This window comes from Streptomyces sp. NPDC091209, from assembly GCF_044757755.1.
In the GTDB taxonomy this organism is placed as follows: Bacteria; Actinomycetota; Actinomycetes; order Streptomycetales; family Streptomycetaceae; genus Streptomyces.
Genome location: NZ_JBIVVR010000021.1, coordinates 41,084 through 61,505 on the forward strand (window position 1 = coordinate 41,084; position 20,422 = coordinate 61,505).

Genomic DNA, 20,422 nt, shown 5'->3' on the forward strand with positions numbered 1-20,422 from the left:
CCCGTACCCGGCACCTCTCCCCCAAGGGCCGGAGCCAGCTCCGGCCCTGGTGCCGCCCCTCCGCCACAAGGCGCGGGCCCTGACGGGCCGAAGCCCAGCCCTCCGTGTCGTGACTGCCCCACAAGGTGGGCCTGGGTCCAACCCGTACCGCGCCTGCCCCGCGAGGGGGCCGCCGGGCTGCGGGCCGTCGTGGGCCGGTCGCGCAGTTCCCCGCGCCCCTGAGGGGCGCTCCTCCTCGGGTTCGCTCCCCAGTGCACGTACACACTCTCCCTAAGGACCATGACCATGGCACCCCATCCCGAAGCCGCCGCTCTGCTGGCGCGGTCGCGCCGGCTCGGCGCCGATCCCCGCAACACCAACTACGCGGGTGGCAACACCTCCGCGAAGGGCACCGACACCGACCCCGTGACCGGCGGTGACGTGGAGCTGATGTGGGTGAAGGGGTCCGGCGGCGACCTGGGCACCCTCACCGAGGCCGGACTCGCGGTGCTGCGTCTCGACCGGCTCCGGGCGCTGACCGAGGTGTACCCGGGCGTCGACCGCGAGGACGAGATGGTCGCCGCCTTCGACTACTGCCTGCACGGCAAGGGCGGTGCAGCGCCGTCGATCGACACCGCGATGCACGGGCTCGTCGACGCCCCGCACGTCGACCATCTGCACCCCGACTCCGGGATCGCGCTCGCCTGCGCGGCCGACGGGGAGAAGCTGACCGCCGAGTGCTTCGGCGACAGCGTGGTCTGGGTGCCGTGGCGCCGGCCCGGATTCCAGCTCGGCCTGGACATCGCGGCGGTCAAGGAGGCCAACCCGGGGGCCATCGGCTGTGTCCTGGGCGGCCACGGCATCACCGCGTGGGGCGCGAGCGCCGAGGAGTGCGAGCGCAACTCGCTGCACATCATCCGCACCGCCGAGACCTTCCTCGCCGAGCGGGGGAAGGCGGAGCCCTTCGGACCCGTCGTCGAGGGCTACAAGGCGCTCGCCCCGGATGTGCGGCGCGAGCGGGCCGCCGCGCTCGCGCCGCACCTCCGGGCCATCGCCTCCCAGGACCGCCCGCAGGTCGGCCACTTCACCGACTCCGAGGAGGTGCTGGACTTCCTGGCCCGCGCCGAACACCCGCGGCTCGCGGCACTCGGTACCTCGTGCCCGGACCACTTCCTGCGCACCAAGGTCAGGCCGCTCGTCCTCGACCTGCCGCCGACCGCCTCCCTCGACGAAGCGCTCGCCCGGCTCGGGGAACTGCACGCCGAGTACCGCGTGGAGTACGCGGCCTACTACGAGCGGCACGCGCTGCCCGACTCCCCCGCGATGCGCGGCGCGGACCCGGCGATCGTGCTGGTCCCCGGAGTCGGCATGTTCTCCTTCGGCAAGGACAAGCAGACCGCGCGGGTGGCGGGCGAGTTCTACGTCAACGCGATCAACGTGATGCGCGGGGCCGAGGCCGTCTCCACGTACGCGCCGATCGAGGAGTCGGAGAAATTCCGCATCGAGTACTGGGCCCTGGAGGAGGCCAAGCTCCAGCGGATGCCGAAGCCCAAGCCGCTCGCCACCCGGGTCGCCCTGGTGACGGGCGCGGGCAGCGGGATCGGCCGGGCCATCGCCGAGCGGCTGGTGGCCGAGGGCGCGTGTGTCGTGGTCGCGGACCTGAACGCCGAGGGTGCCGAACGGGTGGCCGCCGAACTCGGCGGTCCCGACAAGGCCGTCGCCGTCGCCGTGGACGTCACGTCCGAGGAACAGATCGCCGGGGCCTTCGAGGCGGCGGTGCTGGCCTTCGGCGGGGTCGACCTGGTGGTCAACAACGCGGGCATCTCCATCTCCAAGCCGCTGCTGGAGACCACCGCGAAGGACTGGGACCTCCAGCACGACATCATGGCCCGCGGCTCCTTCCTCGTCTCGCGCGAGGCGGCCCGGGTGATGATCGCGCAGCGACTGGGCGGCGACATCGTCTACATCGCGTCCAAGAACGCGGTCTTCGCCGGCCCCAACAACATCGCCTACTCCGCCACCAAGGCCGACCAGGCCCACCAAGTACGGCTCCTCGCTGCCGAGTTGGGTGCCCACGGCATCCGGGTCAACGGCGTCAACCCGGACGGCGTGGTGCGCGGCTCGGGCATCTTCGCGGGCGGCTGGGGCGCGCAGCGGGCTGCGACGTACGGCATAGAGGAGGAGAAGCTCGGCGAGTTCTACGCCCAGCGGACCATCCTCAAGCGGGAGGTGCTCCCGGAGCATGTCGCGAACGCCGTCTTCGCCCTGACGGGCGGGGACCTGACGCACACCACGGGGCTGCACGTCCCGGTCGACGCCGGCGTCGCCGCCGCGTTCCTGCGATGACGTCGATGAACGCCCCGCACACCGTCGCGCAGCACACCGTCGCCCGGCACGCTCTCGCCCCGCGCACCCACTCCGCGCGCACCTACGCCGCCGTCGACCTCGGCGCGTCCAGCGGGCGGGTCATGGTCGGCCGCGTCGGCCCGGACACCCTCGCCCTGACCGAGGCGCACCGCTTCCCGAACCGGCCGGTCCGCGTCCCCGAGGGGCTGCGCTGGGACATCCTGGCGCTGTACGCGGGTGTTCTCGACGGACTGCGCGCGGCCGGGCAGGTCGACTCCGTCGGCCTCGACAGCTGGGCGGTGGACTACGGCCTGCTGGACGCCGACGGAGCACTGCTCGGCAATCCGGTGCACTACCGCGACGCCCGCACCGAGGGTGTCGCGGAGAAGGTGTGGGCGCGTGTGCCCGCCGCCGAACTGTACGCGGCGACGGGCTTGCAGTACGCGCCCTTCAACACCCTCTACCAGTTGACGGCCGCCCGCTCCTCCGCCCAACTCGCCTCGGCCAAGCGTCTGTTGCTCATCCCGGATCTGCTGACGTACTGGCTCACCGGCGAGCAGGGCACCGAACTCACCAATGCCTCCACCACGCAGTTGATCGATCCGGGGACGCGCGACTGGTCGTACGGTCTCGCGGAGCGACTCGGCATCGACCTCGGGCTGTTCGCGCCGCTGCGCCGTCCCGGCGACCCGGCCGGGACGCTGCTCCCGCGGGTGCTGGAGGAGACCGGGATGACCGGCCCGGTGCCGGTGACGACGGTCGGTTCGCACGACACCGCCTCGGCGGTGGCCGCCGTTCCCGCGACCGGTGAGCGGTTCGCGTACATCTGCACCGGAACCTGGTCGCTCGCGGGCCTGGAACTGGACGCTCCCGTCCTCACCGAGGCGAGCCGGGCCGCCAACTTCACCAATGAACTGGGCCTGGACGGCACGGTCCGCTACCTGCGCAACATCATGGGCCTGTGGCTGCTCCAGGAGTGCGTACGCGCATGGGGCCACCCCGATCTGGGCGAACTCCTCGCGGCCGCCGCCGAGGTGGCGCCGCTGCGTTCCGTCGTGGACGCGGGCGACGCGGCGTTCCTCGCGCCGGGCCGCATGCCGTCGCGGATCGCGGACGCCTGCCGGGACTCGGGGCAGCCGGTGCCCGAGTCCCGCGCCGAGATCACCCGCTGCATCCTCGACTCCCTCGCGCTCGCGCACCGCCGCGCGATCGAGCGGGCGCAGTCCCTCGCGGACCACCCGGTCGACGTCGTGCACATCGTGGGCGGCGGCACCCGCAACGAGCTGCTGTGCCGGCTCACCGCCGACGCCTGCGGTCTGCCGGTGGTGGCGGGCCCGGCGGAGGCCGCCGCGCTCGGCAACGTCCTCGTCCAGGCGCGGGCGCACGGGCTGGTGGGCGACCGCGCCGAGATGCGCGCGCTGGTGGCGCGCACCCAGTCGCTCCGCCGCTACGAGCCGCGGGGCGACACGGCGGCGTGGCGCGCGGCCGAGGCGAGGCTGGGCACATCGTGAGACGCACGGCGTGAAACCCACACCGCGGAACCCACACCGTGGAGCGCCCATCGTGCAACGCACACCGTGGAGCGCGCACCGTGACGTGGCCGTTGCGCGACGCGCCGTGCGGCCAAGCCTGCGATGCGCAGTGCCATGCGCCGTGCGAGACGCCGTGCGGCGCACCACAGATACGGCGGGCGCGCGCTGCCTCTCCGGCCGCGCGTCCGCCCCGTACCCTGCCCCCATCCGATGACCGAGACCGAGGAGCCGCGATGCGTGTCGCCCTGTTCCTGACCTGCGTCAACGACACGCTGTATCCGGAAACCGGCCGCGCCGTGGTGAAGCTGCTGACCAGACTGGGTGTCGACGTCGACTTCCCGATGGGGCAGACCTGTTGCGGCCAGGCGCACTACAACACCGGGTACCGCCACGAGGCCGAGCCGCTCGCCCGGCATTTCTCCGATGTCTTCCGGGAGTACGAGGCGATCGTGACGCCGTCCGGGTCGTGCGGGGCGATGGTGCGGGAGCTGTATCCGCGGATGGGTGAACGGGCCCGCGCGGAGGGGCGCGGGGACACCCTGGCCAGGGAGCTGGCGCCGGTCGTGCCGAAGACGTACGAGCTCACCGAGTTCCTCGTCGACGTCCTCGGTGTGACGGACGTCGGGGCGTACTACCCGCACACGGTCACCTATCACCCCACCTGCCACGGCCTGCGGAGCCTGGGGCTCGGCGACCGGCCGCGCCGACTGCTCCAGGCCGTCGAGGGACTTGAGCTGCGGGAGCTGCCCGGCGCCGAGGAGTGCTGCGGCTTCGGCGGCACGTTCGCCGTCAAGAACCCCGATGTCTCCGCCGCGATGGGCGCCGACAAGGTGCGCAACGCCGAATCGACGGGCGCCGAGGTGCTGTGCGCCGCGGACAACTCGTGCCTGATGCACATCGGCGGCACGATGGGCCGCCTCAGGACGGGCATGCGGCCCGTGCACATCGCGGAGATCCTGGCGAGCACGACGGCGGACACGCAAGCGGGAACGGAAGTGGGCGCGGGAGCAAGTACGGACGCGAGCACGGAAGAGGAGGCGGGCGCATGAGCGGAACCTTCGTCGGTATGCCGGCCTTCCCGAAGGCCGCGCACGACGCCGTGAACAACGCGACGCTGCGCGGCAATCTGCGGCACGCCACCCACACCATCCGCACCAAGCGCGCCAAGGCCGTCGCCGAGCTCTCCGACTGGGCGGAGCTGCGCGAGGCGGGCGAGCGGATCAAGGACCACACGCTTCGTCATCTCGACCGCTATCTCGTCCAGTTGGAGGAGTCGGTGACAGCGGCCGGTGGCGTCGTGCACTGGGCCGCCGACGCCGAGGAGGCCAACCGGATCGTCACGGCCCTGGTCAAGATGACCGGCGAGAGCGAGGTCGTCAAGGTCAAGTCGATGGCCACCCAGGAGATCGGGCTCAACGAAGCCCTGGAGGCCGCGGGCATCCACGCGTACGAGACCGATCTCGCCGAACTCATCGTGCAGTTGGGCAAGGACCGGCCGTCGCACATCCTCGTCCCGGCGATCCACCGCAACCGCGGCGAGATCCGGGACATCTTCGTCCGCGAGATGGGCGAGTGGGGCCGCCCGGCGCCCGAGGGACTCACCGACACGCCCGCCGAACTGGCCGAGGCTGCGCGTCTGCATCTGCGCGAGAAATTCCTGCGCGCCAAGGTCGGCATCTCCGGCGCCAACTTCATGGTCGCCGAGACCGGCACCCTCGTGGTCGTCGAGTCCGAGGGCAACGGCCGGATGTGCCTGACGCTCCCCGAGACCCTGATCTCGGTCGTCGGCATCGAGAAGATCGTGCCGAGCCCGCGGGACCTGGAAGTGTTCCTGCAGACGCTCCCCCGCTCCTCGACGGCCGAGCGCATGAACCCGTACACCTCGATGTGGACGGGCACGACGGACGGGGACGGCCCCCAGAACTTCCATCTGGTCCTGCTGGACAACGGCCGCACCGACACGCTCGCCGACGAGGTCGGACGCCAGGCGCTGCGCTGCATCCGCTGCTCGGCGTGTCTCAACGTCTGCCCGGTGTACGAGCGGGCGGGCGGCCACGCCTACGGCTCTGTCTACCCAGGCCCGATCGGCGCCATCCTCAGTCCGCAGCTCCGGGGCACCGCGAGCGAGATCGACGCCTCCCTGCCGTACGCCTCCTCGTTGTGCGGCGCCTGCTACGAGGTCTGCCCGGTCGCCATCGACATCCCGGAAGTCCTCGTCCACCTGCGGGAACGGATCGCGCAGGGCGGCCGGACGACACGGGAGGGCAACACGGTCGTGCTGAAACCGGCCAAGGGACACGCCGCCGAGCGGGCGGCGATGCGCGCGGCGCGCTGGGCGTTCAGCCACCCCGGCGCACTGGGCGCCGGGCAGCGGCTCGCGTCCCGGACCCGCCGGTTCCACCCGCGGACCCTGCCGGGCCCCGGCCGGGCGTGGAGCGCGACCCGTGACCTCCCCGCGGTCCCGGCCGAGTCGTTCCGCGACTGGTGGCAACGTACGCGGGGCGGAAAGGACACGACGAAGTGAGCAGCAGGGATCTGATCCTCGGCCGGGTGCGACGGGCCCTCACGGACGTGCCGCAGGACGACGACACGCCGTACGAGCAGGCCTTCGGCCGCAGCTATCTGCGCGAGCACGGTGCGCGGAGCGTCGCGGAGACGGTGGATCTGCTCGCGGAGAACCTCGCGGACTACCGGGCCCTGGTGCACCGCTGCGCGGTCGGCGACCTGGCGACGACGATCGCCCGGCTGCTCGCGGACCGGGGAGCGACGTCGGTCGTCGTACCGGCGGGTCTGGACGAGGCCTGGCTGGCGGAGAGCGACGTGACGCGTGTCGCGGACCTGGCCGCGGGAACCCCGCACGAACTGGACACGGTCGACAGCGTGGTCACCGCGTGCGCGGTGACCGTCGCCGAGACCGGCACGATCGTCCTGGACGGCGGCCCGGACCAGGGCCGTCGCCGGATCACCCTGGTCCCGGACCACCACATCTGCGTCGTCCGGGTTCCCGGCCAGGTGGTGGCCTCCGTACCGCAGGCCATGGAACGCCTGGACGCGGCGCGTCCACTGACCTGGATCTCCGGCCCCTCGGCCACCAGCGACATCGAGCTGGACCGCGTCGAGGGGGTGCACGGACCGCGCACCCTGGAGGTGGTGCTGGTGAGCGGAGCGTGACGCGACGGTTCCCCCGCTGATCGGCTGGAAGAAGGCAAGGATGCGCGCCGCCGAGCTGCTGGATCCGGTGGGCCCGGACCCCTCGACCTGTCCGCTGGGCCGTCGTCCCCCGACGCCGATGGGTTCTGCACGGCTGGGTCGGTGCCCGCGAACTCGGGGAGGGGGGCCGGGTCGGCGAACTCGCCCACCGGATGACCTCATGGCCGCCCGTGGGCGCCCCGCTGACGCAGGCCTTCGGCGTGCCGCTCCAGCCCGAGGCCGACTGGGTCGCCGTACTGGACGGAGCCTCCTTCCTCGGCGTCCTCACCCGGCCAAGCCGAACGAGGCCCTGCGGCGCTCGATGGAGCAGGTCTCTCGGTCTTCACCGACCGTTCAGGCCGCCTGGTGGTTGAACCGGGCCGCTGACACTACGGTTGGCGGCGTCCAGTGCGGACATACGGCACACGGCGCGGCTGACCCTCACGGGACCGGGACGGATGCCGGGCCTGGACTGGAAGTTGCCGTGTGGGGGTGAGATGTCGGGGGTGGTGTGACCCCCTCGGCGTCGGGGGTACGGGGGCTCGATGATCAGGTATGTCCACCATCAGCTGATGGGCGTCGCGATGGCGGTGTGCGCCTGCGTCGTCGGTGCGCCGGTGGCCTTCGGCGTGCGCGGGACACCTGCCGCGGTCGACGACGCGGTGTGGAAGGTCATCCTTCTCATGCTCGGGTGCAACGTGCTCCTCGGAACGCTCGAGGCTTCCCGGCTCAGGTGGGTCGGCGAGGTTCGCACCTTCGAGGAAGCGGTTCCGCTGGACGACCCCGAAATCCTCCGACCCGCCGACTACTCCCTGCGCCACAACCTCGTCAACAAGGGTTTCCTCCCCGTGCTGTTGGTACCGGCACTGGTCATGGGACTGACCTTGAGCCCCTGGCTGTCCCTGACCCCCCTGTGGCTGTCTCTGGACTGGCTGACGCGGGCCGGCATCGCGGCACGCTGGGAGAAGAGGAACGCCGTGCTGTTGTGGCGGGGGCACGTCCCGGCCAGGGCGTGGGAGCTCTCGTACTCCCCGGCCAGGCCGTCGCCACCGACGCGAACCGCCACCGACCCATCACCCGAGTGACCAACCCCCTTTCGGACTCCGGAAGTTCGGCTCGTGTTACGCGGCGTCCGCCATGTACGACGGCGACCGTCGTACGGAACAGGACCCGCCGTTCAGGCGGCCACCCGGACGAGTGACCGGCGTCCCTCTCTCACGTCCCGCCGGCGTCGGCGGGTGCGAAGGGTTGCCAGGATCGGTTCCGGGGCACATTCTCGACACCTACGGGTCGGCCGGGGTGCCCGGGTCGCGCCCGCCACGTCGAGCCGCGCGACCTCTCTTCGTATCACCGGGATCAGGGCGCCGACCAGGCATTTCGCCCGACCGTTCAGGTTGCGTTCAGGCTCGTCGCGGCCCCTGGCAAGTCCTGCTCCAGAAGCTCCCAAGCGATGGCAAAGACCTCTGTGGCAGAGGCCTTCGGACGTGTCATTGTGCGGGTCATGAGCACCGAGCACCTCACCCGTCACTCTCGAAGCATCCCGCCTGCCGCCGTCCTGGCGAGCAAGGTCCCGGAAGTCACGTTGTACTTCTGGGTGATCAAGGTGCTGACCACCGGAATGGGCGAGACGGCCTCCGACTTCCTGGCCCACTGGATCGGGCCCATCCCCGCCGTGGGCCTCGGCGGGCTGGCTCTCGTGGCCTCGCTGGCGCTCCAGTTCGCCGTGCGCCGCTATGTGGCCTGGATCTACTGGACCGCCATCGTCATGGTCAGCGTGTTCGGCACGATGGCCGCGGACGTGCTCCATGTCGGTCTCGGTGTCCCGTACGCGATCTCCACGCCGCTCTTCATGGTCGCGCTCGGCGCCGTGTTCGCCGTCTGGTACGCCAGCGAGCGCACACTCTCCATCCACAGCATCCGCACCCGCCGCCGCGAGGCCTTCTACTGGGCCACCGTGCTCGCCACCTTCGCGCTCGGCACCGCGGCCGGAGACCTCTCCGCCACCATCGGCCTCGGCTACCTGGGCTCGGCCGTCCTGTACGCCGTCGCCATCGCGGTCCCGGCCATCGCCCACCGCTGGGGTTCCCTGAACGCGGTCGCCGCCTTCTGGACCGCGTACGTCATCACCCGCCCGCTCGGCGCGTCGGTCGCCGACTGGATGGCGCTCAGCCACGCGCGCGGCGGTCTCGCGCTCGGCCTCGGCCCGGTCACCGCCTCCTGGACCGTCGCCATCGTCGGCTTCGTCGGCTACCTGGCCCTGTCCCGGCGCGACGTCCAGAACGACTTGGCCGGGACCGCCGAAACCGTCTGATCACACACGCGGGACGGCACCGCGCCCCTCGGTTCGACGCGAACCGAGGGGCGCGGTGCCGTCCGGCTCCTCCACTGCCGACGGAGCCCGGTCGCACCTCGCGGAGTACCTCACCGCGAGCTGCGACCGGGCTCCGTCGTACGACCCGGTGTGTTCCGGTCGGCGCACCCTGTCGAGCGGGCCGCTTCTGCCCGTGGCCGCTCAGCGGGCGCTCAGCCGCCGGTCACCAGTGCGCGACACCCTCCTCCGTGTTGAAGGCACGGTCGGGCAGGTGGCCGGGGGCCGCGGTGGCGAAGCGCACCACGGTTCGCGCACCCTCGTGAACCGTTCTCGTACCCGCGAAGTTGTTCATGTCGGTCGCGACGTATCCGGGAGAGACCGCGCAGACGGTGACGCCCGAATCCCTCAACTGGTCGGCGAGGAGCACCGAGGTCATGTTCAGGGCCACCTTGGACGCGCAGTAGGGAATGAGGTCCGGCCGCCCCGCCGGACCGCCTCCCGTGGCCCGGGCGAAGGTGGCCAGCGCGCTGGTCAGGTTCACCACCCGGCCCCTCGCCCTGCGCAGGGCGGGCAGCAACGCCTGTGTCAGCGCGAACGCTCCTACGAAGTTCGTCTCGAGCGTGCTCCTCAGCGTCTCCACGCTCACCTGGTCCAGAGGCGGGCGCTCCCCCCGGACCAGTCCGCTCACTCCCGCGTTGTTGACGAGGATGTCGAGACGGCCGAAGGTTCGGTCGACGAGCTCGGCGACCGAACGGATCGATTTCTCCTCGGTCACGTCCAGCCGTGCGCATCGGACGGCGGCGCCCTCGGCCTCTAGTTCGGCCGCGGCGGCCCTGCCCAGCTCCTCGTCCCGGGCGGTGAGCAGCACGTCCATCCCCAGCGCCGCGAGCTGTCGGCTGATCTCCTTGCCGAGCCCCCGGTTGGCACCGGTCACCAGCGCGGTGCGCCGTGGTTCCCGCGGCGCGGACTCCGTCATCCACGGCTCCGTTCCTCGGCGGCCGGCGACGCCGTCCCGGCCTTGGCGGCGCCGGCCGGCGGCTGCGACGGCGGGGTGAGGCGCAGCCAGAACAGACTGATGACCAGTGCCACGCCGACGGCGACGGTGGAGAAGACGAAGACGCCCTTGTACGCGTCGAGGTTCGAGCCGCCGCCCGCCGTGTGCCGCTGCATGATCACCGCCAGTGCGGCGATGCCCAGCGCGCCGCCGAACTGCCGGGCGGTGGTGTTCATACCGCTGGCCGCGGCGAACCGGGTGGGCGGAGCGCTCAGCGCCGCCGCGGCCGAGGTCCCCATCGTGACCGCCCCCATCGCGATGCCGGCCAGGCAGCCCGCGGGCAGCCAGAAGGTCAGGAACGAGGGGGTGCCGGTGAGCCCGAAGACGAGCCACAGGCCGCACGCCTCGAAAATCAGCAGCCCGGACAGCGTGACGGCCCGGGGTCCTCCCAGTCGCGGCGCGAGCCGGCTCATCGTCAGCGCGGCGACGGAGGCCGCGACCGCACCCGGCGTCATGGCGAAGCCCGCCTTGAGTTCGGAGTAGTGCCAGGCGCCGGTCAGGTAGAGCACGCTGACCAACAGCCACGGATACTGCGCCATGCCGTACAGAAGCGACACCACGTTCGTGACGGCGAAGGTGCGATTGCCCAGCAGGGAGATCTCCAGGGCAGGCACCGGATGCTTCCTGGAGCGCAGCACGGCGCCGACCGCGAGGGCGGCCCCGCCGACCAGACAGGCCAGGGTCCTGCCGTCCCACCAGCCCCAGGTGCCGCCCTCCGTGACTCCCAGCGTCATGACACCGACCGCGAGAGCGACCATGAGGGTGCCCAGCGGGTCCGGAATCCGCCTCTCCTGCGAACCGGCCGCGCGGGGCAGCAGCCGTACGGCGGCGAAGATCAGCAGGACGCCGAAGGGGAGGTTGACGTAGAACACCGAGCGCCAGCCGAACAGATCGACCAGCACCCCGCCGACGCTGGGGCCGACCGCCGCGGCGAACGCCGAGGCGGCGCTCCACACGCCGATCGACCTCACCCGTTGGTCCGTCGGCCCGTCGAGGAGCAGGATCGCCAGCGACGCCGGGATCATCGCGGCGGCGCCGGCGCCCTGCAGCGCGCGGGTCGCGATGAGGACCGGAAGACTGGGCGCGAGTCCGCACAGCAGCGAGGCCCCGGTGAAGATCCCGATGCCGAGCAGGAACAGTCGCCTGCGGCCCAGTACGTCCGCCAGCCGCCCGGCCGGCGCCAGGAGCGCGGCGAAGAACACGGCGTAGGCACTGATGACCCAGGAGAGGTCGGGTAACGAGGCGGTGGCGAAGTCCTTGGAGAGATCCGGCACTGCCAGGTTGGTGACCGTTGAGTCGAGCATCGCGAGGAAGGTGCCCCCGGACGCCGTCAGCGTCACCGCGAGGAAGCCCAGCCGCTTGCGCGCCGGTTCGGAAGTCGTCACTGCTGAGTGCTCCTGAGGAAACTGGATGGGGAAGGGCTGGATCAGGCCTGGGGGTATGAGGGATGCGCGGCGTCAGGCCTCGTCGCCGCCCCTTTGGATCACCTTCTCGACCTGCTCGATCCGGCTGCGGTCGAGATCGCTCGCGATCTTCTCGTCCTGCTCCATCAAGGACTCGACGTCGTGATGCTCGTAGCCGATGATTCCCATATCGGAGAAGGCATTCCGCATCTTCGGTCCGAAGAGTCCGATGTCCTTGAGCGTCGGCACGATCCGGGAGAAGAGATGGCTGCGGAAGGCGCGAAAATGCTCGGAGTTGCGCATGAACTCGATGCATTCATCCGAGTCGATGTCGAGATTGCGCCAGACCTCTTCCCCGACGAACCGCTCCTGCATCAGGTAGCACGCCTCGATGCAGAACTCCTCGCGCTCGTCCCGTTCCGCCTGGGTGAGTTCGGGATAGTAGTCACGCAGGGCGAGCCGGCCGAATGCGACATGGCGGGCCTCGTCCTGCATCACATAGGTGTTGAGCGCCTGCGCCAACGGCTCCGAGGCATTGTCCCGGATCAGTCCGAACGCGGCCAGCGCCAAACCCTCGATGAGAACCTGCATACCCAGATACGTCATGTCCCAACGCGCGTCGGATATGACGTCGTCGAGGATGGACTTGAGGCTGGGATTGATCGGGTAGGCGAGCCCCAGTTTCTCCCTGAGGTAGCGCGAGTAGACCTCGACGTGCCGGGCCTCGTCCATCACCTGGGTCGCCGCGTAGAACTTGGAATCGAGATCGGGCACCGTGTGCACGATTTTCGAGGAACAGATCAGCGCACCCTGTTCACCGTGCAGGAACTGCGAGAACTGCCAGGAGGCGAGGTGATGGCGTATGACGCCCTTGTCCTTCTGGCTGAGCTTGCTCCACACCTCGGACCCGTAGATGGCGATTGTCTGTTCCGGCACGCCCATGGGGTTGTCGAGGTCGATGTCGATCGACCAGTCGAGACGCTCGGCCGCGTCCCACTGTTTCTGCTTGCCTTTCTCGTACAGGCTCAGCAGCCGGTCCCGGCCCTCGTCGTATTCCCAGTCGAATACCGTCGTCCCACCACCGGGGACCTGCCACCGCGTCTGGTCGATCGGGAGTGCATAGATTCGCGTGCTCACGCGTTCCTCCAAACAGCGACGGCCCACACACTCGGACACAACAGGTGCACGGGACTCAGGAAGTACGCGCCAAGTCTGGCCTCTTCGAGGCTCCCCAGGCACTGGGGATAACCCTGGGCAGGGGGCAGGGCCGAACGGCCGGCCCGCGCCCCGATCAGCCCAAATCCCCTGTATCCGGGCGCCGGCCGCCCTTCGGAATGGCGCGTTCCACCGCTGGCGCGGGACGACACGGACAAGGCGCCGACAGTGGATCTACGGCCCAACCTTCACGAATCGGTCACTTATGCGACGATTTCCGGTCAACATCCACACCTTGGACTACATAAAGGGGTCACCAAGGACGGCACACGACCTAGAGGTTTCAGGAATGATCAGCAATCGGGGGTCACAGTGACGCCTGTTCGGCCACCCGTTCGTGCTGCTAACGTGCCGAGCGGAGTGTACGAAATCACGGGGGTGCGGTCCACACCGCCATGGAGTGCACCTTTCGGCATGACGGGGGGACGATGGCACGTACCGACCGCAATCCACGCCAGTCCACTATTTCACCTGGTTCCGAGGCGTGGGGCACCACGGAACCCGCACCCACGCCCACACAAACAGAGACGCTTTTCGGCCGGAAAGATGTCTTGAATTCGCTGAGCGGTGCCCTCCGTCAGACAGGGCCACGGCAGCCAGTAGCCCGGCTTGTCAAAATAACCGGAGATCCAGGCGTTGGCAAGACAGCGGTATTGGGAAGGTTCGCCGGTATCGCTCGCTCCGGAAACTCCCATGTATTCACCGGCAGAGTCGACGGACGCGACGATGAAGAACCGTTCAGTCTGTTTTCGGACGCGTTCGACGACCAGCACGATGTCGTGCGAGCGGCGGTGGAAAGACTGCCGCCCTGGCAGCGCGAGGAGTTGAACACAACCCTCCGGCTGACCATGGGATCCGACCGAGCAGGTGTGGCCGACGCCGTGAAGTGCATGGCGCAGACCGGCTTCCGCTCCGTGCGCGGTTTCCTGGAACAGCTCGCGGTACCCAGGCTGGTCCTCGTCCTTGACGATTGCCATGTCACCGATCCGGCGTCCGTCGAACTCCTGGCGAGCCTGCTGCGCAGACCACCACAGGCTCCGGTGCTGTTCGTGCTCGCCTATCGGAATCGGCAGGCGACCCCACGGCTGCAGGCCGCCCTGCGCGGCCGGTCCGAGCAGATGGTCGTCGACCATATACACCTGGAACCGCTTCCGGAAGAGGAAGCGGAAGAAATGCTGGCCGGTGAGGCCACGGCATTCAACCGACGGCACCTGTACCGGGAGAGCGAGGGGAACCCGGGATATCTGAAGGCGCTCATTTCCGAACAACCGGTCTTCACCGCACGCGACGATCTGTCCCGGCTGCACCACACACCGCGCTTCGGCAACTACGCCCGGTACACCGAGGAACTGGCCTCCCTGCGGCCCGAGATGAGGGAGGTCGCGGATGCCGCCGCAATCATCGGCCACGAGTTCGAAGCCGGCCTGCTCACCCAGATGCTGGGCCGGAAGGAGACCGAAGTACTGGGCACCATCGGCGAGTTGATCCGGCGGGACCTGGTCCACCCGGTGGTGCGCGGCCAGTACTTCGCCTTCCGCCACCCGGTGGTCCACCGGGCCATCTACAACCACAGTGAACTGAGCTGGCGTGTGGACATGCACCTCCGCGCCGACGAGGTCCTGTGCTCACGTGGCGCCTCGGCCTGCGAACGCGCCCCGCACGTGGAGCAGTGGATCAGACACGGGGATCTCGCCGCCGTCGGCATACTCGACGAAGCGGCCCGCGCCATGGCCTTCACCGATCCCGGCAAGGCGTCGGCCTGGCTCACCACCGCTCTGCGCGCCCTCCCGCAGCAGCCCCGCTTCGAGGCCCAACGGGCCGGGATGATGATCCTGCTCGCGGAGGCCCGAGGGGCGACGGGCCAACTGCGGGAGTGTCGCGACCTGATGCACGAGGCACTGAGCATCCTGCCCAGGGATCCGGTCGCCCAGCACGCCGAAGCCGTGGCGTTCGTCGCGATGGTGCAACGGCTGCTCGGGGGCCGCGAGGAGACCGATGCCATGCTGCGCCTGGAACTCGGCGCTCTCGGCTGCGAGGACGCCCTGGTCCGCGCATCACTGAAGTTCGAGATCGCCGCCGGACAGCTCCACAGCGGTGACCCGCTGGGCTGTTACCAGTGGGCGCAGGAGGCGCTGGCCGTCGTCGAGCGGCACGGGCACCGCCCCTTGCAGGCGTCGTGCCTCGGCCTGATGGCGATGGCGAACACCGCCAACGGGCGCACGGAACTCGCCTACGAGCTGCTCCGACAGGCGACCACGATCCTGGACGGGATGCTGGACAGCGAGCTCGCGCAGAGCCTGGACGCGGTGATGTGGATCGGCTGGAGCGAGGTGCTGCTCGAACGCTGGGACGAAGCACTCCGGCACTTCGAAAAAGGGGTCGGCTTCGCCATGCGCAGCGGATACCGGCTGTTCCTGCCGCATCTGCTGGCCGGCAAGGCGTTCGTCCTGCGCGACCGGGGCAAGCTCACCGAGGCACACGTCGCCGTCGAGCACGCGGTCTACCTCGCCGAGCGCACGGACAGCCCGGAAGAACTCGTCAACGCCTACGCGGTGCGGGGCTACGTGGACATCGCTCTCGGTCATCTCGACAGCGCTCTGCAGAACTCCCTCGCCGCCACACTCCAGCCCCGGCACTCGGCCAGCGGCTGGAAGGAGGCGCTCGCCCTGCGGATTCTGGGCGAGGCCAGGCTGCTGGGCGGTGACCACGAGGGGTGCCTGGCCCTGGTCACCGACGCCGGCGGGCCGGACCTGCCGACCGCCGACGCCGGTTCTCGGGTCGCCTGGTACGAGTTGCTGGTCCGGGCGGAACTCACCGCGGGCCGGCTGGAGCGGGCGGAGGAGTGGGCGCAGCGGGCCGTACACGCGGCGGACCTCCTCGGTCAGCCCGGCCGGATGGCTCTGGCGACGCTCGCCCAGGCGCAGGTGCTCCTGCGTCAGAAGCCGGAAGCGGCCCTGTCTCCCGCGCAGGATGCCGCGGCGGGACTGGAGGAGGCGGGCCGGGTGATCGACGCGTTGCGCGCTCGCCTGGTCGTGGGCCTCGCCCTGTGGCACGAGGGCCGGTTCGACGACGCGGCGAAGGAGTTGAAGGCGACCCAGCTGGCCTGCGAGCAACTGGGGGCCACCGTTCTGGCGCGGCAGGCGCGCGTCGAGCGCCGCAGGCTGGCGGCCCGTGCTCCGCACGCCAGGAGCACCGACCCGGAGAGCTGCGTGATCGCCCTGACCGGCCGGGAGCAGCAGATCGCCGCGCTCGTGAGCAGTGGGCTGACCAACCGGTTGATCGCCAAGAGGCTGCATATCGCGGAGAAGACCGTGGAGATGCATCTGTCCAACGTGTTCGCCAAGCTCGGTGTGTCGAACAGGGCGGCGGTCGCCGCGGCGGTGGCCCGCGACGACCCGGAACCCTTGGCCGACGCGCCTCAGACCAGTGACATGAAGTGATTCACCGGGGCGGAACCGCTTGCCGGTCCGTCCTGCCCGAGATGTTCGGCCGGCAGGCCGCAGCGCGGGCAGGGCAGGCCGTCCGCACCCGCGGCCGGCCTGTCCTGCCCGCCGGGCACTCCCATGCCGGGACCGAGCGGAATCCCGGCGGAGATCCCGATGAGCGCCCGCAGCTGTTCGTTCAGCCCCTCACGTACGTGCGCCATGTGATCAGTGACTCCTGTCGTCTCGGACCCGTCACAGGGGAATGTTGCTGTGCTTCTTCGGCAACGGCGCGACCCGCTTCTTCCGCAGGGCACGCAGCGCCCTGATCACGGAAAGACGCGTCTCGGACGGCGCGATGATGTCGTCGACGCAGCCGTGTTCGGCCGCGACATAGGGGCTGGTCAGCGTCTCCTCGTACTGTTCGCCGAGGGAGCGCTCCAGCGCCACGGGGTCGTCCGCCTCGGCGAGATCGCGGTGGAACAGCAGATCGACACCGCCGCGGGCGCCCATCACGCCGATCTCCGCGGTGGGCCAGGCGAAGCAGATGTCCGCGCCCAGCTCCTTCGATCCCATCACCGCGTACCCTCCGCCGTACGCCCTGCGGGTGATGACGGTGATCTTGGGCACCGTGGCCTCGATGTAGGCGAACCCGAGTTTGGCGCCACGGCGGATGATCCCCCCGAACTCCTGGACCGTGCCCGGCAGGAAGCCGGGAACATCGACGAGGGTCAGGATCGGAATGCCGAACGCGTCGCAGAACCGGACGAACCTCGCGGCCTTCTCCGCGGCGTCGATGTCCAGCGAGCCGGCCAGGTGCATGGGCTGGTTGGCCACCACACCGATGGTGTGCCCTTCCATCCTGGCGAACCCGCAGAGAATGTTCGGCGCGAACTCGGGGTGCACTTCGAGCAGATCCCCGTCGTCCACGAGCCGTTCGATCACCCGGTGCATGTCGTACGGCTGCTCGGAGGCGTCCGGGATCACCGAGTCCAGTTCGAGGTCCCCTGCCGTACCCGCGGGATCGACCCGGGTGGGGTAACTCAGCGGCTCGTCCAGGTTGTTGCTCGGGAGATACGACAACAGGTCCTTGACGTAGGCGAGGGCGTCCTCCTCGTCGGCCGCCATGTAGTGCGCGTTGCCGGTCCGCCGCGCGTGGACGCTCGCCCCGCCGAGCTCCTCCAGGCCCACCGTCTCCCCGGTCACCGAGCGGATCACGTCGGGGCCGGTCACGAACATGTGCGAGGTCCGCTTGACCATGACGATGAAGTCCGTCGCGGCCGGCGTGTAGACCGCGCCGCCGGCGCACACGCCCATGATGACCGAGATCTGCGGGATCATTCCCGACGCGGTGACCACCCTCCTGGCCACCTGGCCGTACGCGGAGAGCGCCAGCACGCCTTCCTGGAGCCGCGCGCCGCTGGAGTCGTTCATGCCGATCACCGGGCAGCCGATCTCCATGGCGATGTCGAGGAGTTTGCCCACCTTCTTCCCGAACACCTCGCCGACGCTGCCGTTGAAGGAGGTCGCGTCCTGCGCGTACACGCACACCTGACGGCCGTCGACGGTTCCCAGGCCGGTGATCACGCCGTCGCCCATCGGACGTCGGCTGTCGATGCCGAAGTTGGCCGAGCGATGGCGGGCCATCGGGTCGGTCTCCATGAAGGAGCCGTCGTCCAGGAGCAGTTCGATGCGCTCGCGCGCGGTGAGCTTGCCCAGCACGTGCTGTCGCCGCGCCGCCCGCGGCGATCCCGGCTCGCGTGCCAGCTGCTGCCGTTGCCTGAACCTCTCTATGCGCTCCGCCGTGGTGTGCCGTACGACGGGTGCCGCCTCGGGTACGGGATCGGACGATGAGGTCATCTGGTCGCCCCTGCCATGGTCTCGCTCGATCCGCCGAACGCCATGGCGAACTCGGTCACCTGCCGGCCGACCGTCAGCAACTGGGTCTCGAAGCGGCGGCCGGTGTCGAGGTCGGTCGAGGTCAGCGGATGCTCGGTCGTGTTCAGCGCGACCCCCAGGGGAGTCGGCCAGCCGCGCAACGCGTGAACGATGGACCGCAGCGCGCACAGGGTGGTCCCGGCGGACTGCCACCCGGCGGCGGTGACCACGCAGCCCACCGCGCGTCCGTCCAGATAGGGCCGGGGAGCGTCGCGGAGGTCCTCCAGGTAGTCCAGCGCGTTCTTGACCAGCCCCGAGACGCCGCCGTGATAGCTGGGGCTGGCCAGCAGCACACCGTCCGCGCGGGCGACGGCGTCCAGCAGTTCGAGGACCGGCTCGCCGCGCTCCGTCTGGTGCGGCTGGAAGAGCGGCAGCACCCCGAGAGAGGAGGCGTCGAAGAGGCGGGTCCGGGCACCGGCCTCGGCGGCGCCCCGCAGCGCCGTCGCCAGCGCCATGTCCGTCGTCGATCCAGGTCGTCCCGTACCGCCGATCCCGACGACCAACGGTTTCGGCTCACTCGACCATGTGGCCAAGCCGATCGTCTCCCTTCCCGGCCGCGGCCGGCGGTTCAGTCGGCACGTACGCTGCGCGGGCGCAGATCCGTCCACACCTCTTCGATGTGGGCGAGGCAGTCTTCCCTGCCGCCGGAGAACCCTTCGGCGTGCCAGCCGTCCGGTAGCGGCAGCGACACGTCCCAGATCGAGTACTGCTCTTCCTCGTTGAGCACCACCGTGTAGCCGTCGGCTGCTTGCGGAGTGCTGCCGTGATCCGCCATTGATGCCTCTCCCCCGCTATTTGCGGGTGTCCTTGACGATGGTGCCGCCCTTCATCACGAGGACGACGCGGTCGGGGTTGTCGAAGAGTTCCGGCTCGGTGAGCGGATCGAAGTCCACCGCGACGAGATCCGCGTACTTGCCCGGCTCGATCGAGCCGATCCTGTCCGCGACGCGCATGATGGACGCGTTCACCGAGGTGGCCGACATGATCGCCTCCCGGGCACCGATGACCTTGGCCTTGAGGGCGATCTCCAGGCCCCGCCGGTTCTGGTTCGGTCCGATGAGATCGGAGCCGGAGCCGACGGGGACGCCGGCCTCCCGGGCGGCCAGCAGGCCGTCGGTCATGCCCTGCATGGTGTCGCCGACGCGTTCGCGGATCTGCGGCGGCAGTCCGTGCTGGTCGAAGTTCTCCGTGAGGACCTGGGCGATGGACAGGGTCGGCACCAGGCTGACGTTGCCGGCCGCCATCATCGCGGCGGTCTCCTCGTCGATCCCGGTCCCGTGCTCGACGCATTCCACGCCCGCCCTGACCGCGTTGTGGATGCCCGCGACGTTGTGCGCGTGGACGGTCACGTAGGTGTGCCGGGCCCGCGCCTCACTCACCGCCGTGGCGATCTCCTCGATCGTGAACTGGGTGTCGTCCAGCGAGTCGGCGATGGACACGACCCCGCCGGTGACCGCCATCTTGAGGAAGCTCGCGCCCTGTCTGAAACACTCACGAGCCGCCTTGCGCACCTCGTCGCAGCCGTCGGAGATACGGCCCGCGGCGGTCAGCCCGCGCACCCGGAAGTGAAAGGTCTCGTCCGGCGGCAGGAAAGGCGAACCGAGGTGCCCGTGTCCACCGCACTGCACCAGGGGCGACGCGGAGGCCCAGATCCTGGGTCCGGGCACGAGCCCGCGGCCCACGGTGCGCAGCACTCCGTGGTCGATCCCGCCGCAGTCGCGGACGGCGGTGAACCCCGCTTCCACGGTCTGGCGGAGGGTGCGGAAGATGTCCGCGGCCCGCTCGGCGACGGACAGTTCCATGTTGAGGACGGCCCGCATCTCGCTGGAGTGCCCGAGGTGGACGTGCGCGTCGATGAGACCGGGCAGCAGGGTCAGTCCGCTGAGGTCGACGAGGTCGGCGTCGCGCGCCGGTTCCCGTACGTCCGTGGCGGCGATCCGGTCCCCGTCGATCAGCACCGAACCGCGGTGCACCGGGTCGCCGCCGAGTCCGTCGATGACCGTTGCGCCGGTGAGCAGTTGAGGCATGTCCCG

The 20,422-nt window shown here is 70.1% G+C and carries 16 protein-coding genes and 1 pseudogene; 9 read left to right on the forward strand and 8 right to left on the reverse strand.

The window, feature by feature from the left end; translation table 11 throughout:
- Nucleotides 1–285 precede the first annotated feature (285 nt).
- From ACIQRL_RS38500 to ACIQRL_RS38535, 8 genes and pseudogenes are all read left to right on the forward strand, one after another.
- Nucleotides 286–2,325: a bifunctional aldolase/short-chain dehydrogenase gene (locus tag ACIQRL_RS38500; protein WP_401340533.1), complete on the forward strand. Its 2,040-nt coding sequence runs from the start codon at nt 286–288 to the stop codon at nt 2,323–2,325.
- A 122-nt stretch (nt 2,326–2,447) separates the two neighbouring features.
- Complete coding sequence (locus tag ACIQRL_RS38505; protein ID WP_401340677.1) at nt 2,448–3,836, forward strand: rhamnulokinase family protein; 1,389 nt, start codon at nt 2,448–2,450, stop codon at nt 3,834–3,836.
- A gap of 254 nt (nt 3,837–4,090) precedes the next feature.
- Nucleotides 4,091–4,906, forward strand: a complete 816-nt coding sequence (locus tag ACIQRL_RS38510; RefSeq protein WP_401340535.1) for a (Fe-S)-binding protein — start codon at nt 4,091–4,093, stop codon at nt 4,904–4,906.
- Nucleotides 4,903–6,381, forward strand: a complete 1,479-nt coding sequence (locus ACIQRL_RS38515) for a LutB/LldF family L-lactate oxidation iron-sulfur protein (RefSeq protein WP_401340537.1) — start codon at nt 4,903–4,905, stop codon at nt 6,379–6,381. The genes ACIQRL_RS38510 and ACIQRL_RS38515 overlap by 4 nt, the downstream gene beginning before the upstream one ends.
- The gene (locus ACIQRL_RS38520; RefSeq protein ID WP_401340539.1) at nt 6,378–7,028 is read left to right on the forward strand and encodes a lactate utilization protein C; all 651 of its coding nucleotides are present in this window, start codon (nt 6,378–6,380) and stop codon (nt 7,026–7,028) included. Before ACIQRL_RS38515 ends, ACIQRL_RS38520 begins: the two co-directional genes overlap by 4 nt.
- 92 nt (nt 7,029–7,120) lie before the next feature.
- Nucleotides 7,121–7,374 (forward strand): annotated as a pseudogene (locus tag ACIQRL_RS38525) (ABC transporter ATP-binding protein); the annotation flags it as partial.
- Between the two features lie 217 nt (nt 7,375–7,591).
- Nucleotides 7,592–8,131, forward strand: coding sequence for a hypothetical protein (locus tag ACIQRL_RS38530; protein WP_401340542.1), 540 nt, complete (start codon nt 7,592–7,594; stop codon nt 8,129–8,131).
- A 416-nt stretch (nt 8,132–8,547) separates the two neighbouring features.
- Complete coding sequence (locus tag ACIQRL_RS38535) at nt 8,548–9,357, forward strand: hypothetical protein (protein WP_401340543.1); 810 nt, start codon at nt 8,548–8,550, stop codon at nt 9,355–9,357.
- 223 nt (nt 9,358–9,580) lie between these two features.
- On the opposite strand, the gene ACIQRL_RS38540 is transcribed toward ACIQRL_RS38535, so the two are convergent.
- From ACIQRL_RS38540 to ACIQRL_RS38550, 3 genes are all read right to left on the reverse strand, one after another.
- Nucleotides 9,581–10,333, reverse strand: coding sequence for an SDR family NAD(P)-dependent oxidoreductase (locus ACIQRL_RS38540; protein WP_401340545.1), 753 nt, complete (start codon nt 10,331–10,333; stop codon nt 9,581–9,583).
- Entirely contained in the window at nt 10,330–11,796 is a 1,467-nt protein-coding gene (locus ACIQRL_RS38545) for a DHA2 family efflux MFS transporter permease subunit (protein WP_401340548.1), read from the reverse strand. The genes ACIQRL_RS38540 and ACIQRL_RS38545 overlap by 4 nt, the downstream gene beginning before the upstream one ends.
- 72 nt (nt 11,797–11,868) lie before the next feature.
- The gene (locus tag ACIQRL_RS38550; RefSeq protein ID WP_401340550.1) at nt 11,869–12,951 is read right to left on the reverse strand and encodes a ferritin-like domain-containing protein; all 1,083 of its coding nucleotides are present in this window, start codon (nt 12,949–12,951) and stop codon (nt 11,869–11,871) included.
- A gap of 506 nt (nt 12,952–13,457) precedes the next feature.
- Here ACIQRL_RS38550 and ACIQRL_RS38555 point away from each other — a divergent pair.
- Nucleotides 13,458–16,469 (forward strand): ATP-binding protein, encoded by a 3,012-nt coding sequence (locus tag ACIQRL_RS38555; protein WP_401340552.1) that lies wholly within the window; start codon nt 13,458–13,460, stop codon nt 16,467–16,469.
- On the opposite strand, the gene ACIQRL_RS38560 is transcribed toward ACIQRL_RS38555, so the two are convergent.
- The 5 genes from ACIQRL_RS38560 to ACIQRL_RS38580 are packed head-to-tail and all read right to left on the reverse strand — an operon-like array spanning nt 16,448 to nt 20,416.
- Nucleotides 16,448–16,675, reverse strand: a complete 228-nt coding sequence (locus ACIQRL_RS38560) for a hypothetical protein (protein WP_401340554.1) — start codon at nt 16,673–16,675, stop codon at nt 16,448–16,450. The genes ACIQRL_RS38555 and ACIQRL_RS38560 overlap by 22 nt on opposite strands.
- Nucleotides 16,676–16,706: 31 nt before the next feature.
- Nucleotides 16,707–18,311 carry an acyl-CoA carboxylase subunit beta gene (locus tag ACIQRL_RS38565; protein ID WP_401340555.1) on the reverse strand — a complete coding sequence of 535 codons (1,605 nt, stop codon included), beginning with the start codon at nt 18,309–18,311 and terminating at the stop codon, nt 16,707–16,709.
- The gene (locus ACIQRL_RS38570; protein ID WP_401340558.1) at nt 18,308–18,922 is read right to left on the reverse strand and encodes an NADPH-dependent FMN reductase; all 615 of its coding nucleotides are present in this window, start codon (nt 18,920–18,922) and stop codon (nt 18,308–18,310) included. Before ACIQRL_RS38570 ends, ACIQRL_RS38565 begins: the two co-directional genes overlap by 4 nt.
- 35 nt (nt 18,923–18,957) lie before the next feature.
- Nucleotides 18,958–19,164: an MbtH family protein gene (locus tag ACIQRL_RS38575; protein WP_401340561.1), complete on the reverse strand. Its 207-nt coding sequence runs from the start codon at nt 19,162–19,164 to the stop codon at nt 18,958–18,960.
- Between the two features lie 16 nt (nt 19,165–19,180).
- Complete coding sequence (locus ACIQRL_RS38580) at nt 19,181–20,416, reverse strand: amidohydrolase family protein (protein WP_401340563.1); 1,236 nt, start codon at nt 20,414–20,416, stop codon at nt 19,181–19,183.
- Nucleotides 20,417–20,422 lie beyond the last annotated feature (6 nt).

Coding starts and splice junctions, on each gene's coding strand:
- ACIQRL_RS38500 (WP_401340533.1), top strand. CDS start 286: ATGGCACCCCATCCCGAAGCCGCCGCTCTGCTGGCGCGGTCGCGCCGG.
- ACIQRL_RS38505 (WP_401340677.1), top strand. CDS start 2,448: ATGGTCGGCCGCGTCGGCCCGGACACCCTCGCCCTGACCGAGGCGCAC.
- ACIQRL_RS38510 (WP_401340535.1), top strand. CDS start 4,091: ATGCGTGTCGCCCTGTTCCTGACCTGCGTCAACGACACGCTGTATCCG.
- ACIQRL_RS38515 (WP_401340537.1), top strand. CDS start 4,903: ATGAGCGGAACCTTCGTCGGTATGCCGGCCTTCCCGAAGGCCGCGCAC.
- ACIQRL_RS38530 (WP_401340542.1), top strand. CDS start 7,592: ATGATCAGGTATGTCCACCATCAGCTGATGGGCGTCGCGATGGCGGTG.
- ACIQRL_RS38535 (WP_401340543.1), top strand. CDS start 8,548: ATGAGCACCGAGCACCTCACCCGTCACTCTCGAAGCATCCCGCCTGCC.
- ACIQRL_RS38540 (WP_401340545.1), bottom strand. CDS start 10,333: ATGACGGAGTCCGCGCCGCGGGAACCACGGCGCACCGCGCTGGTGACC.
- ACIQRL_RS38555 (WP_401340552.1), top strand. CDS start 13,458: ATGGCACGTACCGACCGCAATCCACGCCAGTCCACTATTTCACCTGGT.
- ACIQRL_RS38560 (WP_401340554.1), bottom strand. CDS start 16,675: ATGGCGCACGTACGTGAGGGGCTGAACGAACAGCTGCGGGCGCTCATC.
- ACIQRL_RS38565 (WP_401340555.1), bottom strand. CDS start 18,311: ATGACCTCATCGTCCGATCCCGTACCCGAGGCGGCACCCGTCGTACGG.
- ACIQRL_RS38575 (WP_401340561.1), bottom strand. CDS start 19,164: ATGGCGGATCACGGCAGCACTCCGCAAGCAGCCGACGGCTACACGGTG.
- ACIQRL_RS38580 (WP_401340563.1), bottom strand. CDS start 20,416: ATGCCTCAACTGCTCACCGGCGCAACGGTCATCGACGGACTCGGCGGC.